The sequence below is a fragment of the Gordonia hongkongensis genome (genome assembly GCF_023078355.1).
Taxonomy (GTDB): domain Bacteria; phylum Actinomycetota; class Actinomycetes; order Mycobacteriales; family Mycobacteriaceae; genus Gordonia; species Gordonia hongkongensis.
On the sequence record NZ_CP095552.1, the window covers coordinates 1,952,553 to 1,969,329 of the forward strand.

Below are 16,777 nucleotides of genomic sequence, written 5' to 3' on the forward strand. Positions count from 1 at the left end.
CCGCGACGATTCGATCCCAGGAGAAGACATGTCCGACAACGTGATCAGTGCCATCGACCCAGGCATCTTCCGAAATGTGATGGGGCACTATCCCACCGGCGTGGTCGTGGTGACGGGACGCGGTGACGACGGCTCCGTGCTGGCCATGGTCGTCGGGACTTTCAGTTCGGTGTCGATGGACCCGCCGTTGGTGTCCTTCATGCCGATGAAAACCTCGCGCACCTTCGAGAAGATGCGGGCCTGCGAGTCGTTGTGCATCAACATCCTCGGCGGTGAACAGGAGGACGTCGTCCTCACCATCGCGCAGCGTTGGGAGGACAAGCTCGCGGGCATCGACTGGTTCCCTTCGCCGTCGGGCGATCCGGTTCTCGCGGATTCGGTGGCCTGGATCGACACCCGCATCAGCAACATCGTCGAAGCGGGTGATCACTGGATAACGCTCTGTGAGGTGCGGGATCTGGCCGTGACCAACCCGGTGTCGCCGCTGATCTTCTTCCAGGGTGGCTACGGCAGTTTCGTGTCGACGTCCCTGATGGCCCGAATGGACCACGAGATCCTGCCGACGATCCATGCCGCACACGCGGCGCGTCCGCAGGTGGAGGCATTGGCGACGTCCGTCGGCTGCGAGGTGTCGGTCCTCACCTCGGTCAGCCGCGACGAGATGGCCGTCGTGTTGTCGGCCACCGCGCCGGGCGTCGACCGTGAGGAAGGCCTCGCGTACCGCATCCCGATGGTGCCGCCCATCGGGGACACGTACGTGTTCGACCAGGACGACGAGACCCGGGAGCGGTGGCTGGCGAAGCTCCGGCATGCCGATGATGATGTGCGGCAGGTACATCGCGACCGTCTCGACTTCGTGCGGCGGCACGGTTACCTGGTGTCCTTCCTGCCCGATGCCTCGTCGACTGCGTACGAGGAGATGCGGGAGGCGACGAAATCCTATGAGCGGGGCCGGTTGACGCCTTCGCAGGAGCGCGAGATCTGCGAGTCCATCGGGAAGTCGGCCGTGGACTATCGCCTTCGCGAGGTGCGACCCGATCAGACCTATGACGTCGGTTCCGTCGTCCTGCCGATCCGGGACGCACGCAGCGGATACTCGATGACGCTCCGGTTGTCGCAGTTGCCGCTGGGCGTGAACGGCTCTGAGGTCGAGGCCTGGATCTCGGAGGCGCGTGCGGTGGTCGAGGTGCTCGGGCGATGAGCGATGTCGATGCCAGGATCTCGGCGCTCGTCGCGCGGGTCGAGACCCTGGAGGCCGAAGCCGAGATCCGGCGAATCCAGGCTCGGTACATGTTCCTCTGTGACACCCCGTGTCCCGAACCCGGTCTCGCGGATGACGCCGAGCGCGTCGAGCGCATCCTGGACCTCTACACCGACGACGCCGTGTGGGAGGGCGTCGGCGAGTACTACGACGGTCAGTTCGGGCGCGCGGAGGGCAAGCAGGCCATCGGCGAGCACTTCCAGCGCTTCTGGGGCGAGAAGCGGGACCCGGCACTGGTGCTCAATGCGCATTACCTGACGTCGGAGCAGATCCACGTCGACGGCGACGAGGCCGAAGGGCAGTGGATTCACATGCAGCCGTGGCTGTTCGGCGACGGCTCGGCCCTGTTGCGGTCGAGTCGGCTGAACAACGCCTTTCGCAGGGACGACGGCCGGTGGCGGATCACCCGTACCCGCACCGAGAACGTCTTCATCGCGCCGCTTCCCAACGGATTCGCCGAGAGCTGCCCGTCGGCGTCGGTGTTGTTGGGCTGAGGCTTTCGACGCCGGTGACGGGTCACGCGCCTGTGGTCAGTCGGATCATGTAGACCGTAGCCGCCACGCCGAGGAGCAGGAAGGCGCCCGGGAACGCGATGTTGTAGAAGACGCGGGCCCGCACATGGGCGATGACCGCGCCGACGAAGAACAGAGTGAGCCCGGTTCCGGCGGCGACGCCGATCCAGGGTTCGATCGTCAACCCGAGGACAAGCCCTGCTGCTCCGGCGGCCTTGAGTGTCGCGAGGTGGGGCAGGAACCGAGGTGGGACGTGGACCTCGGCCGAATTGGCCAGCACGAACTCGGCCCGGGCGAAGTCGGCGATGGCGATACCGGCATTGGCCACGATGCAGATGATCGTGGCGACGAACAGGGCGGTGGTCATCGCCGGGGGCCCTTCGCCGGTCGGGTTCCGCCGCGCGGTGGCCGGGTCGGTACGGTCGACATGTGTCCTCCTCTGAGGTGGGTTGTCGGATGGTCGGATGTGAGTGTGGTGCTCTCACCCGTTCCGACGTCCCGCTCCACGAGAAGGTGACATCCGGTGGTACCGACATCAGAATTCGAAGATCTACGACCGCAGCTGACGGCCATGGCGTTCCGGATGCTCGGCTCTATTCACGACGCCGAGGACGCCGTGCAGAGCACGTGGCTCAACTCGGTGCGTGTCGACGGCACCGAGATCCGCAACCCTGCCGCATGGTTCACGACAACACTCACCCGGGTGTGTCTCGATCAGTTGCGCGCCCGCGGCAGACGTCGGGAAGATCCGCTGTTCGCCGACGCTCTCCCGGCGGAGGCTGTCGCGGCCGACGAGCTCTATCTGCAGCGCGAGAACGTGTCACGTGCGCTGATGGTGGTCCTCGATCGGTTGACGCCGTCGCAACGCGTGGCCTATGTGCTGCATGACCTCTTTGCGGTTCCGTTCGGTGAGGTCGCAACGATCCTCGACACCAGTGTGGACGGTGCGAAGAAGCATGCGAGCCGGGCACGCGGCCGGATCGCGTTGACGCAGCTGGACTGCGAGTCGAAATCCGAGCTGCCGTCGGCCGCCGCGGCCCGGGTCGTGGACGCCTTCTTGGCCGCGGCGCGCGGCGGCGATCTCGATGCGATGGTCGCGCTGCTGGCTGATGATTGCGTCCGTGTCGCCGACCGGTCACTGGTCCCGCCGGACACACCGACCGTGGTCCGAGGCGCCCGGGCGGTCGCAGAGGAGACCACGTTGTTCGTCGACCGCATCCGGGCGAGTACGCCGATGTGGCTGGGCGACCGGGTGGTTCATGTGATCGCACCGGGCGGACACCCGCTCGCCGTTGTCGATGTCCTCGTGGTCGATGGCCGCGTCGCGAGAATCGACATCCATCGCATGACTTCAGCCACCGTGTCAGAGTGGTCCTGACCGGCGATGTGGGGAGCTGCTCCGTCCGGAGCGGGATCTCTAGAACGGTGGCGGGTTGGCGTCGTTCCAGCGCTTCTCGGCGCGTTGGTGGCGCCGGAAGTCGTTGTCGCGCTGCGTGTCGAGTCTGTCGCGGGCGGGATGATCGGGTGACCGTCTGGGGAAGAGCTTGTTGAACAGGTCGCGTCCGCTGAAGGCGTTGCCGACGAACATGTGCCCGGTGGGGGTGGTGAACCAGGCGGTGCGGGACTCGTCTTGGTGGTCCTGCCAGCTGGTGAAGGTCTTGATGCGGTGATGGAACCGGCACAGCGGTTTGAGGTTGCGCGCATCGGTCGGGCCACCGCGACGCGGGTCGGTGTGATCGAAGGGTTCGGTGTGGTCGAGATCGATCTGCCAGACCGGGGCGTTGCAGCCGGGGAAGGTGCAGCACAGTTCGCCGGCGCGCACCAGCGCCTGGAGCTTCTTCGACGGGGTGTACCGCCTTGTCGAACTGTCCGCGTCGGGAGCCGGTGCCGGTGACGCGTCGGGCGCGTCGGGGGTTGGTGCGGGATGGATGTAGGTGCGGCGGGCTTCGGCGAGGAGCTGACGGGCGGTGTCGGCGTCGATGATGCCGTGGCGGTCGAGGAAGGCGGGGTCGTCGTCGAGACCGATCAGGGTTGACAGGTTCACCACGATGTGGAAGGTCGCGCGCGGCGCCAGCGGTGACGACGGCGACGCGTCCGGACCCGGAGGGTCGGCGACAACCGTGTCGCTGTCCGGGGTGTCGGTGTCATCGTTCCCGGAGTGGCGCGCGGGTGCCTCAGTCGTGTGGTCGGCGGTGTCCACTGTCGCTGCGTCGACGTCCCCGGTGGTGTCGGCTTCAATGTCCATTGCGGCAGGTCGGCAGTCGTCGCATTCGCACGCGATAGAAGCTTCGCCCCGCGCGAGCGCTTTCAGAGCATCGACCCGGCGGTTGGCCAACTTTCGAGGGTCGCCGGCGTGGACCGCGGTGGCCATCGCCGTCAGGCGGGCGTCGAACTCGGCGGCATCAGCATGGGGCAGCGTGCCGGAGATCCGGGACTGCCCGGGTGTGAAGCGGTCGGGGGTGACGGTCACCTTGCGGTCGGATTTCACTCGCTCCTTGCGTCGGCGGATCGCGTCGGGTGCCCACTTGGCGACGATGGAATCGACCATGGCGGTGAACCGGGCCGTGGACATCGGTGCGCGGGCGAAGATCGCCTCGGCGAGATGGGCGTCGACGGTCTGCATCTCTTCGTCGTCGGTGATGAGATCGGTGCGCTTGAGAGCGATGAGGAAGCGCCGCTTGTCGATTCGACCACACGCGAGTGCGTGTCCGGTGAAGGAGAGTCGGTAGCGCAGTGCGTCGCCGGCCTCGATCAGGTTTTTCGCCTCAGCCGGTGTCACGGTGAGGGTGGCACCGACTTCGGCGATGGCCTGTTCGAGACCGTTGGGCCCGAACTGCTCGTAGGGGTTCTCGCCGGCGGCCACTCGCGCGGACAGGTGCTCGAAGGCTTCGATGGAGTCGAGTTCGCCGCTGTGCGTCTCGGCGCGCCGCTGGGCGTAGTCCATCTCGCGTTCATCGTGAATGAGGCTGGCCACGACCATCATTCGATGCGTGGACGCCGCCGCCAAGCCCGCGCAATGGTTGAGGACCTCGACGAGTTCGGCAGCGGAGAGTTCATGGTCGGGACGAAAGCGCGGCTCGACCGACTCCTGTGATGGGTCCACCGATGTAGTGGCTCCGGCCCCCGCCCCCGATGACATGCCACCACCATACTCGAACATGCGTTCGAGTCAAGTGTTGATTATCAACTTCCTCAGACTCTTGTCGAATGAAATCACGACGCACCGACAGGTCGGAGGGTGCTCACTGCCTACCGCAGTTGGTGTGCAGACTCCACAGAGCTGCTCACGGTGCCATCATGGTGTGGCTACAATCGACAACTTGTAGTCCAGGGTCAGGCGGGAGGTAGAACGCAGCGTGACCACCATCGGCGATCCTCGCTTTGATGCAGGCATTCTCACCATGAGCGATGCGGCTCGCTATCTCGCCATCAGTCAGCAGACGTTTCACCGGTGGGCGAAAGGCTACGACCGTGGGGAACCGCTTCTACATGTGGTGGACGCGCCACAGCGACAAGCAAACGTGTCCTTCATCGCCCTGACCGAGGCATACGTACTCGACGCCCTTCGCAGCGCAGGCGTTCACGTTCGCAAGATCCGTCCCGCGCTCGAGCAGCTGCAACGGGACTTCGGTCGTGACTACGTGCTGACAGCGCCGAATCTGGCCACAGACGGCGTTGATGTCCTGTGGGACTTCGCCAAGACCCGAGCCGGCGCCGGGCTCATCGAAGCGCGATCCGGACAGAATGTCATCCGCGAGATCGTCCAGGACTACATCTCATATGTCAGTTGGGACGGTGAGCATCCGAGCCGCCTACAACTACGCGAATGGGAGCCGGAGAAGGTCATCGTCGACCCAGACGTTGCGTTCGGGCAGCCGCGGTTCGGAGCATCAGGACCTCGCCTCGCGGACGTCGCTGCAATGCTGAAAGCCGGAGAGGACGGCGAGGTCGTTGCCGAGGAGTTCGACATCTCGAGATCCCAGGTTCGAACCGCCGCCCGCGTCCTCCTGGGCCGCACCGCCTGAGTTCTACCTGGATGAGAACATCGCCGGCAGGACCTTGCGGCGATCGATCGAAGATCTCGGTTACATCGTCCATACTCCGGCTGCGGTGTACGGAACTCGCGCGGCAGCGGAGGGGACGCCGGACGAACGCTGGCTCCGTGATGTCGGCCGGAACGGATGGGCGGCAATTGGTCGGGACACCACAATTCTCGTCACGCCCTCGGAATTGCAGGCCTACAAGCGCGCTCGCATCCACCTGTTCCTGTTTCACGGTCATGCAACCAGACAGCAGCTGATCGATGCCCTCCACGCGAATCTGCGCGACATCTGTACGCACTGCATGAGCGGCACCCCGTCCGTGTGGCGCGTCTTCGGTGACCCACGCCCGCGTCTCGAGCAGTTGATGTAGCCGTCGTCGTTGGCCTCCAGGCGTGACGTCAGCGATGTCCATGGGGCGGGCCGATGCGGACAAGGCGTGGGTCCTGCGTGATCTCGCGTACCTCAAACGACGGGTCGATGTCCTCGGTTGAACGTTCGACGACCAGAGAACCGTTGCTGTCGAACCCGATTCGGTGATGAGTCAATCTTGTGGTGAACTTCCAGACGGCCATCTCTTCGATGTCGGTGGTGACAGAGTCTTCGCACTGGACGCATTCCAGTGCCTCGTCGCTGTCCGGGTCGTCGGTGTGTTCGTCGCACGGCTTCCACTCGGAGGTGACGAGATACCCGGGGGTCCACAGTGTGGCGTCGGTCGGAGGCCATTCGACCGAGTACCACTCGCCAGGGGCGACGCCGTACGTGCTGGCGGCTTCGTCGAGGGCGATCTTGCGGTCGGCTTCGGTCCATACGACCCGGGGCGGAATCGCCACGTCTTCGATGGGATCGATTCCGGCGTAGTCGGCGGGATCGCCGAGCAGTTCGGTATCGGTGGCATCCTGCTGACTTGCCGGACCACCTGAGCGGTGCGAGTCGAGCGTCGCTGCTTCGGCTGTCGCCGCGTCGATCTCGGCTGCGAGATACGCAGCGGAGTTCATCCGCTCATGAACCGATTTCGCTGGGATCCGCGAGACGAGCTCGTCGATCACTGCTTGGTCGGCGGCGGACAGCACTTCGGAAACCTGGCGCAGAGCGGTTTTTCCATCCTGCACCGGGATTTCGGACGCCTTGGAGTCCCACGTTTTGGTGGCGATCTGATCGCGCCGATCAAGCATGTCCGACACGAGCGAACTGATGTCGTCTGCGGACGTCGTGTCAGGGAGGAGCGACAGCTCCCTCAGATCGGAGATGACACGCGTGAATCGATCGCGTGCATCAGAGGACCAATCGATCCAGTGCTCAGTCATCGTCGTCTCCCGGGGCGTTCTCTGCTGCGAACCTAGGTGCCATCATCTCCATCTGCTCGAACACCGTGGTGATGGCGGCCGGCTGCTTGTCCGGCGGGTATTTGTACTTGACCAGCAAGCGTTTGATGGAGGACCGCAGTTTCGCGCGCACGTCGTCGCGGACGGTCCAGTCGAATTTGGTGTCGCGCTGCATGATCCGGACCAGCTCGCGCGCAATCTGGGCGAGGACTTCGTCACCCTGGAACTCGACCGCCGACTCGTTCTTCGCAACGGCGTCGTAGAAGGCGAGTTCGTCCTCGCTCAGAGCGGGTGAGAAGCGTTCACCGCGGCTTCCTCCGCCGCCACTTCTTTGGCCATCGCGATGAGCTCGGCGATGACTTCGGCAGAGGTGATCTGTTGGTTGGTGTAGCGCTTCATCAGATCGGTGATCCGCTCGGAGAAGTCACGCTGCCGAACGACGTTATTCCGCGTTGCACGCGCAGATTCCTCGGTCAGGGTCGCGCGAAGCGCTTCGATCGCCAGATGCGGGTTGGTGGCGGCCTTGGCCTTGGTCTCGAAGTCGGGCCCGAGGTCGGACAACGACGGCTTGGGAAGTCCTGCCGCGTCGTAGATGTCGACGATCTCACCGCTCGCGGTGGAGCGCGCCACCAACGACGACAGCAGGCGTTTGATCTCCTCCGGAACCGGGCGACCTCCGGCCTGCCGGTCGGCGGCGTCGAACTTGCCCATCCAGACGCGGACTTCTTCGTAGAACTGGACCGTCGGCCGCAACTCGCCGAGCGACTTCTCTCCACCGGCTAGTGCCCAGGCTCTTGCGAGATGGGCGGAGAGGGAGCGGTAGCGTCCGCCGAGAGTCTCCTCGTCTTCGGACCCTGCGTTGCCCGGGGTTTCGGGCGAGCGCAGGTACTCGGTCAGGCCGATGGCCGCTTTCATCCACCCGCGGTCGGGGTCCTTGGCCTTTCTGCGCCAGTCGTATCCGGAGCACACGTCATCAAGTTGTGTGAGCAGCTGCTGGGTGAGTGCGACCGCCTCGTCGATGTTCCGGCCGACCGGTTGCTGTGCCTGGTCGGTCTCGGTGTACTCGGCGAGTGCCTTGTGCAGGTTGTCGGCCAGGGGCGCGTAGGCGACGAGCAGGCCGGACGGCTTTCCTCGAAAAGTCCGGTTCACTCGCGCCAGGGTCTGCATGAGCAGGGCACCTTTGAGCGGGCGGTCGAGATACAGCGTGTGCAGCGGCGGCGCGTCGAACCCGGTGAGCATCATGTCCTTGACGATGACGATCTGCAGTTCGTCGTCGGGGTCTTTCAGGCGCTTCTGGATGATCTTGTTCTGCGCGTCGCGCCGAACGTGTTTCGCGACGGGGCCTTGGTCCTTGGCGCTGCCGGAGTAGACGACCTTGATGACTCCTTTGTCGACCGCGTCGTTGTGCCACTCTGGGCGAAGTGTGAAGATCTCCTCGTACAGTCGGGCAGCGATGTCGCGGGTTGCGGTGACGATGAACGCCTTACCGGGCGTCGAGATGAAGGTCTCCAGAGACGCCGACCGGCCGTCCCAGTGTTCCACGATGTCGGCAGCGAGTGACCTGACGCGCTCGGGAGCGCCGTACACCGCGTTGATGACGGCCACGGACTTCTCGATCTGGGCGCGTTCGGCGTCGTCGAGGCCGCGGGTTGCCTCGTCGGCGGCGCGGTCGAGATCGTCCTCGGTCACGTCCTCGGTGAGGCCGACCCGGATCAGTCGCGGCTCGAAGTAGACCGGCACGGTGGCGCCGTCGTCGACGGCCCGGGTGAGGTCGTAGATGTCGATGTAGGGGCCAAAGACCTCTCGGGTGTTGCGTTCGGCGAACGAGATCGGTGTACCGGTGAACGCGATCAGGGTCGCGTGCGGCACCGCATCGGCGAGATGTCGGGCGTAGCCATCGAGGTCGTCGTAGTGACTACGGTGCGCCTCGTCGACGACGACGATCACATTGCGGCGGTCGGTCAACAGCGGGTGGTCGGCGCCGGCCTCGCGCTCGGCCTGTGTGCGGCTGAACTTCTGCAGGGTGGTGAAGTAGATGCCGCCGGTCGTCCGGTTGGTCAGCTCGTCCCGGAGTTGTTCTCGCGACGTCACTTTCACTGGCGATTCGTCGAGGAGTTCGGACCGGTTAAATGTTTCGAACAACTGGCCGTCGAGTTCACGTCGGTCGGTGACCACGACGATCGTCGGGTTCTTGAGCTTCGGCTGACGTGCCACGAGGTGGGCGTATAGCTCCATCTCCATGGACTTGCCCGACCCCTGAGTGTGCCACACGACGCCGGCCTTGCCGTTGCTCTCCGCAGCCGCGACCGTATTGCCAACGGCCTTGGTGACCGCGAAGTACTGGTGCGGCTTGGCGATTCGCTTCAGGTAGCCGTCAGCGCCGGCGTCGAAGGCGGTGAAGTTCCGCTGGATCTGCAGGAACCGTTCGGGATTGAAGACACCGTCGATCAGGTACTCGAGTTCGAGTCCCATCTTCTCGGGATCGGTCGAGTGGCCCGACGCGATGGGCTTACCGTCGTCGTCGACATTCCATGGTGCGAAGTGTTCGAGAGGTGTGAACGGCGTGCCGTACCGAGCCGTGATCACGTCGCTGATCACCGAGACCACCGCGAATCGGAACACCATCGGAAACTCGCGCAGGTAGGTCTGGAGCTGAGCGTGGGCGGACGCCAGGTCCGCCTGCGCCGAACCGGCTTGTTTGAGTTCGAAGAACGCGACCGGCAGGCCGTTGAGGTACAGCACCACGTCGAATCGGCGCTGGTGTTCAGAGTTGCGCACGGTCACCTGCTGGACGGCGAGCAACTCGTTGTCCTCCGGGCGCGCACCGATCAGACGGATGGTCGGGGTCTGCTCCAACCCCTCGTGGTCGACGTAGGAGATACCTCGGAAACCCTTGACGAGTATCTCGTGCAGCCGGCGGTTCTCGGCGAGCGGGTCGCCAGACTCGGGTGCGAGAACAGCGGCGCGTGCCTGCACGAGATACTCATAGGGCACATTGGGATTCAGCTCCCGCATCTTCTCGAGAAGCCGGTCGGGGAGGACGATGTCGTCCCAGGACGTGCGGCCGTCCTCGGTGCTGGGCGCGATCTCAGACCCGTGCGTCGGTTGCCACTCCTGGTCGGCCAGCCACTCGAGTGCCAACGTCTCCCACTCGGATTCGGGAATTACGCTCATCTGGTGGTCCTTTTGTCGTGAATTCGGGTGGGAGACGTTGGTCTGTCCGCGGTCTCTCGTTGTCAGACGATGTCTTCGATGTCGGGCTCGATGTCTTTGACGGTCACTTTGCCGGACATCAGGAGAGGGAGCAATTGGTCGCGGGTGCTGGTCAGGCGGCGCGACTCCTGACCTATAGCGTCGATTAGTTGGTGGACATCTCTAGCTAGCGCTGCGTAACGGGCTTGCGACTCAGAATCAGCGAATGGAACCTCGTAGGACTCAAAAGCGCCTCTACTCAGATGGAGGACGGTTGTCCCTGACGCGAAAGATGCACAATGCACGTGAAAATTGCGCTGCTGCAAACAAGCAAGTAGGTACTCCGACGTCATGCAATCGCGTGGTCTCACAATTGCTAGATCGAGGCTAGCTACAAGCCTGTCGTACGAGTCGACAGGTGGAACGCGTACTGCGCGTCCGATCACATCACCGCCCTGGGTGAGATCGGTCTGTGCGACGATAATGTCGCCCGCCACGACCTGCTGAGCTGGGGTGAACTTGCCGACGAACTCCTTGAAGCCTGCGAATTCGAAGTTTCCCTCACGCGAGACGGACTTTAGGGTGACCAGTGCGGTTTTCGATTCCTGTAGGTCGGCGCTGCGGTACGACACGCCTTTCACAATCTCGGCGCATTGATTTAGCGCGATGGCGGAGTTCGACGACGAGATCAGTCGAGATGCCACCGTGCGTAGATAATGTTGTGCTGTGGTGGTTGCCCGCTCATTCGCTGCGATCTTGTCGTCGAGGGCGCCGAGGACTTCGGCAATAGCCACTTGTGCAACAAGGTCGGGAACTCGAATGGACATCTTGTCAACGCGAGTGATGTAGATGTGCTTGATCGTCGAACCATCTGCGTCGGCCGCCATCGCCGCCTGGTACTCCGGCGCCTGCAACAGGTACGCGAGGAATTTCGGATTAACGCCTGCTTTCAACTGCAGGAGGGCAACCGACTGGTTGATGCAAATGTCGTCTCGATCGCAGACGGCGACACGGCCAATACTTCCGTCTTTAGTCAAGAGGATGTCGCCGAGTTGTGGTCTGCTCTTGTCGGTGAGATTCTTCCGGAACGCGTCGATCGACGTGTGACGCGCAGTGTTGTAGTCGATGCGGCCTCCACGGATGTCCTTCGCCGTCACCATGACGGGTCCGGAGTCTGTGGTCGGCATCGGGTTGGTGAAGCCGTACGTGATTCGAGTCAGAAGGTCGCCGAGTTGGACCTCCTCCCACTGCGTGCCCGGACACTTATCCATTAAGCCGCTCCATTCGTTGGCGCACAATAGTTTCCAATCGTGCGGACTCGTCGAGTGCAGCGAAGAGCTCCGTCTTCAGCCTTGCTATCTTCTCGTCGATTGGTTCGCCGTCTTCCTCGGCCTCCGCGGCACCCACGTACCGCCCCGGCGTTAACGCATACCCAGCTGCCTTGATCTCTTCGAGCGTCGCGGACTTGCAGAACCCGGGGACGTCCTCGTACTCGACGCCCTTCTCGGCAGCCGACGCCGACCCGCGCCACGCATGGAACGTGTCGCCGATCTTGACAATCTCCTCATCAGTCAGAGCGCGCTCCGCGCGATCGATCATGTAGCCCATCTCGCGGGCATCGATGAACAACACTTGCCCGCTCCGGTCGATGGAACCCTGCTTGCCCTTGGTCTTGTCCTTCGCGAAGAACCATAAGCACACCGGGATTCCGGTGCTGCGGAAGAGCTGCGTCGGCAGCGCGATCATGCACGACACCAGGTCGGCATCCACGATCTGGGCGCGTATCGCGCCCTCTCCGTTGTTGTTCGATGACATCGAGCCGTTCGCCAGCACGACGCCCGCCTTGCCGCCAGGAGTCAGCTTCGACAAGATGTGCTGCAACCAGGCGTAGTTCGCGTTTTTCGCCGGGGGAACGCCATACCGCCAGCGGGGGTCTTCCTCGTTCCTGGACCAGTCTTTGATGTTGAACGGCGGATTGGCCATCACATAGTCCATCTGCAGATCGGCATGTTGATCCCGAGCGAACGTGTCACCCCACCGGGCACCGAGACCGTTGTTGTCGATTCCGTGGATCGCCAGGTTCATCTTCGCCATCCGCCAGGTTTCCTCGATGGCCTCCTGGCCGTACACCGAAACCTGCTTGGGGTCGCCGTCGTGTTCATAGATGAACTGCTCGGTCTGCACGAACATGCCACCCGAGCCGCAGCACGGGTCGTAAACGCGACCCTTCGACGGCTCGAGGACCTCGACGATCACCCGGACAACGCTGCGCGGCGTGAAGAACTCGCCGCCACGCTTTCCCTCGGCGCGAGCGAAGTTCCCCAGGAAGTATTCGTAGACCTCGCCCATCAGGTCGCGGGCCTTGTGCTCGCCCTGCCGGCTGAAACGGGCGCTGTTGAACAAGTCGACGAGCTCGCCGAGCCGTCGCTGATCGATGTTGTCGCGGTTGTAGATTCGAGGAAGCGTTCCGGCAAGTGACTTGTTGGCGGCGATGACCGCGTCCATCGCCTCGTCGATCAGCTGGCCGATGTTCTTGTCGGGCGAACCGTCGTCGGAGGCGAGGCCCTTCGCGTTGTCCGCCAGAAATGACCAGCGTGCGATCGGCGGGACCACGAAGACCCCGGCACCCTGGTACTCGCCGGCATCGTCGATGACATCCGCGATCTGCGACTCGTCGAAACCGTCATCGGCCAGTTCCCGCCGGATGTCCTCTCGGCGTTCGTCGTACGCGTCGGAGACGTACTTGAGGAAGACCAGCCCCAGGATGACATCCTTGTACTGGCTCGCCGACAGCGAACCGCGGAGCTTGTCGGCCGCCTTCCACAGGGTGTCCTTGAGCTCTTTCATCGTCGACGGAGCCGACGGCTCTGCCTTGCGCCTCGCGGCCATTTGGTGGTTCCTCTCTATCGAATGCTGCGGTTGGCACAGGGGAGCGGTCATCGACCGCTCATCCCGGCCCCGCCGTTGTCCTCACGGCTGTTATGCCGGGTGTGGTTTCGGTGGTGTCCAGGGAGATGTCGCCGGCGGCCACCCCATCGATGAGCGCGACGGTCAACTCCTTGGCGGCGGCCACCTTTCGCTCGACTGCGCGCTGATAGTCGGCGACGTCGGCGAGAGCTCGTTCGAGTTGATCGGACTCGGTGGAGGTGAGCCCTGGTACACGCCAGGTCTGCCACTCCGATCCGGGTTCACATCTCGAATTGATGATCGCCGCGAGCGTGTGGGGACCGAGTGGCGCTCGCGGGTCGATCCGCAGGAGCTTCGCGGGGGCCTTCACAAGCGACCCGCCCACGTTGTCGATGACCGCGTGCGGGACCGGCTTCTCGACGAACACGATGTCCCCCGGATCGGTTCGTCGGGCGCGTGGATAGCGTTGCGCCGCATCGAAAGGATCGAAGCGCAGCGTTCCCTCTGGCAAGACGATCACCGTTCCACGTGGGTCGGCATCCGACTCGTCGAAGCGGTTTCCCGAGCGCACCGTGATGAGATTGCTCTCTTGCAACTCGGCGAGCGACTGATCGTGCGTCCGGAACCGTCCGGACGCTGACTTAATAAGCACGTCCACCGTGCGTGCGGGAGTCGACGTCTGCAGCGTGGCGTGATGGACACGGTCAGCATGGTCAGCGAGCGCGCGGGATCGGAGGCGTGGCGCACTGGTCCCGCGGGGAACGACCGTGCCGCTTCCCCGGATCGCGATCAATTCGCGCGACCGGAAATACCGGTGGGCGCGCCTGGCATCCTGGTCGAGGATCGCGGTGACGTCACTGGCGAGGTCGCCCAGGTCGTCGCCGCTGAACCTGTCCAGGTCGGCGGTGCCGATGAGGTCCGAAGCCGTCCCGCCCCGACAGATCCACAAAGCCTGGCTCTGCCGATGTGCCTCGCGCCAAAGACCGCGCGGAAGGCGTAGTGCCGCGACGACGCTGCCGAGCTTGAGTGTCTCGGACCGGCGGATCTGCAAGTCGCCGGCGAGGTGATCGGTGAGCGCGGCCGCCGGTGCCATGATTACCGCGACGTCGCCGTCCCGCAGATCGAGAAGGAGTGCATCCACAGCTTCGAGCACATCGGACACCTCGGACCCGATGAGCGAGGCGACAACTGCGCCTCGTGCCTGTACAGAGGTGCTCACGTCGACTCTCGCGATTGCCGCTCGCCGCCGGAGATCCCGGGCCTCGCTGTCGGTGCCCCGGACGACCAGCTCCGACGCCAGGTCGGCGCACGCGAGCGCCAAGGTCGGGTCGCCGGCCGGGACGATAGACACATCTGCGTCGAGGTGCGCCACCGCGGCGCCGACAACTCCGCGGACGAGACCCAGCGCGTCGGGGGTCAGGTCGCGTACGCCGCGTGCTCTGCCCAGCCGCCCTCGCTCCAGACGAGTCAGCGCATCAGGTGTGCCGAGGGAGGCAACGACGAGCTGCTCAGTGAACCGCACCGAATCCGATGTTGCCGTGAAAGCGTCGATTTCGCGTCGGATCAGTTGATCGTCAGGGTCGACTCGCGTGGCCGCAGTGGTCAGTTCGCCGTGTGATGCGTCCGCGAAATCGACTCCCGACAAGGCGTACAGAGCCAACAGGCAGACGACATCGTCGAACCGGACGTGCTCCGGAACCGCCAGAGCGTCGACGTCCAGATGCTGTTCGGCGCGGTTCTTGCCACGACCCGTTCGGTCGAGCCACTCCACGATCTCGGTGCGGTCGAAATGTTCGATGCCGCTGATCGTCGAGACCGCAGTAGGGAAGGGAAACGACTCGCCGTGCACGATCGGGCGTTTGCGCCACTGACTGACTGCCGGCCGCGTTACTCTCGCCAGGTCGGCGATGTCCTGCATCGTCAGTGTGGTCATTGCGGTCACCTCCTCGCCGTTGTCGACTGCCCATCGGTTCCCCGCAGAACACTACCCAGCTCGCACTCGCGCATGTGTGGTCTCACTGTTAAGGCGGCTTAACAGTGAAATTGTGTCGGCAGAGGTCGGCTTGGGCGCAGTCTGTGTTCGGCAGCCGATCCCCTTGGTCGGCCAGACCGGGAGGAGCTGAAATGACCGAACCGAAAGCACCCGCACACTTTGATGAACTGGCCGCAGCCGTCGTCATCGAAGGGGTGACAGTCCGAGACAAAGATGTTGTCCGCGAAGCGCAGCGATGGACCACCGGCGAACGCGGGCCGATCGTCGAAGACCAAGCGGCCCTCGTCGAGGCCGACCTCGGTGATTTCGTTGCCAAGGCGATCACCATTGGTTCTCACGCCCTGTCGGCGACCGGCGACGCCCAGGAATCGCGTGCCCTCGAGCGCATGATCACCGAACTCGGTGAGAGGGCTGCGTCGTCGACGGCAGAGGCCGCTTCGATGACCGACCGCAGCGTGAAAGCCGCGTCGGAGGCCGTCAGCAAGGCTGCCGAGGAAGCGCAGAAGACCCTTCGCGAGGCCGACGAGGCAACTCGCAAGTCACTCTCGGACGCCATTGCACTGATGCGCCGCGAGACCGAAGCCGAACTCAAACGGCTGTTCGGAGGTACCGACCCGGAGGTCGTCGACCGCTTCGCGCCACTGCTCGAACGTTTTGCCGCGAACCTTGACAAACGTGCCGCCGAGAACACCAGCGAACTGCTCGCCAAGGCGGCCAAACAGTTCGATCCTGCCGACCCGACATCCCCCATGGCCAAGCACACCGCAGACCTCGCCAAGCGTCAGGACGCACTGACTGCCCAACTCGCGGAACAGCACTCCGCGGTGGCGCAGCGGCTCGACGAGGTGGTCACAGCGTTGAAAGTGGCCGAGGCGAAAGCGTCGGTCAGCAAGGTGTCCCCGATCAAGGGGAGCACCTATGAGGCCGAGATCCATCAGGTTCTCCACCAGGTCGCCGCCGGCCTCGGGGATGAGTACCTCGAAACCGGTGCCGTCGTCGGCTCGGTCGTTCGCTGCAAGAAGGGCGACGGCGTACTGCTCGTCGACGGCGGAGACGCGCGCGTCGTCGTCGAGGTGACCGACTCGAAGCGGGATCACTGGTGCGCGTACTTCGACGAAGCTGAACGAAACCGGAACGCCACTGCCGCGATCGGCCTGGTCCGGTCCGTGGAACAGAACTGCGGTGAGACGATTCGCGTGCTCGGTCGGCGTCGAATCGTGCTCGCTTTCGACCCGACTGCCGATGACCCCGACCTCATGCGCGCGGTCGTCATGCTCCTGCGGACCGCATCCCTGGCTGCGGCCACCAGGTCGGGCGCGCAGGAGATCAACACCGCGGAGGAGAAAATCACCGCCGCAGTCAAACAACTCGAAAAGATTGACGAGATCAAGAAGTCTGCCGGTGCGATCGCGAACAACGTGCGCAAGATCGAGAACACCTGCGGGGCTGTCTACTCAGCCATCGATCGCCTGCTGGCCGACGCCCTGAACGCGCTGGCGGGTGTGGACTCTGAGAGCCCGGCGGACGTCGAGCGAGGCGTGGCGTGA

The 16,777-nt window shown here is 64.1% G+C and carries 12 protein-coding genes and 1 pseudogene; 6 read left to right on the forward strand and 7 right to left on the reverse strand.

Going from position 1 to position 16,777, the window contains the following annotated elements:
* Positions 1–28: 28 nt before the first annotated feature.
* Both MVF96_RS08855 and MVF96_RS08860 read left to right on the forward strand, forming a co-directional pair.
* Positions 29–1,201: a flavin reductase family protein gene (locus MVF96_RS08855; RefSeq protein WP_247451863.1), complete on the forward strand. Its 1,173-nt coding sequence runs from the start codon at positions 29–31 to the stop codon at positions 1,199–1,201.
* The gene (locus tag MVF96_RS08860; protein ID WP_247451864.1) at positions 1,198–1,755 is read left to right on the forward strand and encodes a nuclear transport factor 2 family protein; all 558 of its coding nucleotides are present in this window, start codon (positions 1,198–1,200) and stop codon (positions 1,753–1,755) included. Before MVF96_RS08855 ends, MVF96_RS08860 begins: the two co-directional genes overlap by 4 nt.
* Positions 1,756–1,777: 22 nt before the next feature.
* Here the strand turns inward: MVF96_RS08860 and MVF96_RS08865 are convergent, their stop codons facing one another.
* Positions 1,778–2,140, reverse strand: coding sequence for a DoxX family protein (locus tag MVF96_RS08865; RefSeq protein WP_226512958.1), 363 nt, complete (start codon positions 2,138–2,140; stop codon positions 1,778–1,780).
* A gap of 156 nt (positions 2,141–2,296) precedes the next feature.
* On the opposite strand from MVF96_RS08865, the gene MVF96_RS08870 reads away from it, so the two are divergent.
* Complete coding sequence (locus MVF96_RS08870; protein ID WP_247451865.1) at positions 2,297–3,151, forward strand: sigma-70 family RNA polymerase sigma factor; 855 nt, start codon at positions 2,297–2,299, stop codon at positions 3,149–3,151.
* Positions 3,152–3,190: 39 nt separating this feature from the next.
* Here MVF96_RS08870 and MVF96_RS08875 read toward each other — a convergent pair whose 3' ends face one another.
* The gene (locus MVF96_RS08875; RefSeq protein WP_418930427.1) at positions 3,191–4,912 is read right to left on the reverse strand and encodes an HNH endonuclease signature motif containing protein; all 1,722 of its coding nucleotides are present in this window, start codon (positions 4,910–4,912) and stop codon (positions 3,191–3,193) included.
* A gap of 262 nt (positions 4,913–5,174) precedes the next feature.
* On the opposite strand from MVF96_RS08875, the gene MVF96_RS08880 reads away from it, so the two are divergent.
* Both MVF96_RS08880 and MVF96_RS08885 read left to right on the forward strand, forming a co-directional pair.
* Positions 5,175–5,798: a DUF433 domain-containing protein gene (locus tag MVF96_RS08880; protein ID WP_247451867.1), complete on the forward strand. Its 624-nt coding sequence runs from the start codon at positions 5,175–5,177 to the stop codon at positions 5,796–5,798.
* Positions 5,799–5,832: 34 nt separating this feature from the next.
* Positions 5,833–6,186 carry a PIN-like domain-containing protein gene (locus MVF96_RS08885; RefSeq protein ID WP_247451868.1) on the forward strand — a complete coding sequence of 118 codons (354 nt, stop codon included), beginning with the start codon at positions 5,833–5,835 and terminating at the stop codon, positions 6,184–6,186.
* Positions 6,187–6,214: 28 nt separating this feature from the next.
* Here the strand turns inward: MVF96_RS08885 and MVF96_RS08890 are convergent, their stop codons facing one another.
* The 5 genes and pseudogenes from MVF96_RS08890 to MVF96_RS08910 all read right to left on the reverse strand — a co-directional run bounded on the left by MVF96_RS08890 (position 6,215) and on the right by MVF96_RS08910 (position 15,170).
* Positions 6,215–7,120 carry a hypothetical protein gene (locus tag MVF96_RS08890; protein ID WP_247451869.1) on the reverse strand — a complete coding sequence of 302 codons (906 nt, stop codon included), beginning with the start codon at positions 7,118–7,120 and terminating at the stop codon, positions 6,215–6,217.
* A pseudogene (locus MVF96_RS08895) lies at positions 7,113–10,312 on the reverse strand (type I restriction endonuclease subunit R). Before MVF96_RS08895 ends, MVF96_RS08890 begins: the two are co-directional and overlap by 8 nt.
* A 62-nt stretch (positions 10,313–10,374) precedes the next feature.
* Positions 10,375–11,601 (reverse strand): restriction endonuclease subunit S, encoded by a 1,227-nt coding sequence (locus MVF96_RS08900; protein ID WP_272499127.1) that lies wholly within the window; start codon positions 11,599–11,601, stop codon positions 10,375–10,377.
* Entirely contained in the window at positions 11,594–13,219 is a 1,626-nt protein-coding gene (locus MVF96_RS08905; protein WP_247451870.1) for a class I SAM-dependent DNA methyltransferase, read from the reverse strand. Before MVF96_RS08905 ends, MVF96_RS08900 begins: the two co-directional genes overlap by 8 nt.
* Positions 13,220–13,277: 58 nt before the next feature.
* On the reverse strand, positions 13,278–15,170 hold the full coding sequence (locus tag MVF96_RS08910) for a hypothetical protein (protein WP_247451871.1): 1,893 nt from the start codon (positions 15,168–15,170) through the stop codon (positions 13,278–13,280).
* Positions 15,171–15,361: 191 nt separating this feature from the next.
* Here MVF96_RS08910 and MVF96_RS08915 point away from each other — a divergent pair, with 191 nt between their 5' ends.
* Positions 15,362–16,777, forward strand: a complete 1,416-nt coding sequence (locus MVF96_RS08915; protein WP_247451872.1) for a Fis family transcriptional regulator — start codon at positions 15,362–15,364, stop codon at positions 16,775–16,777.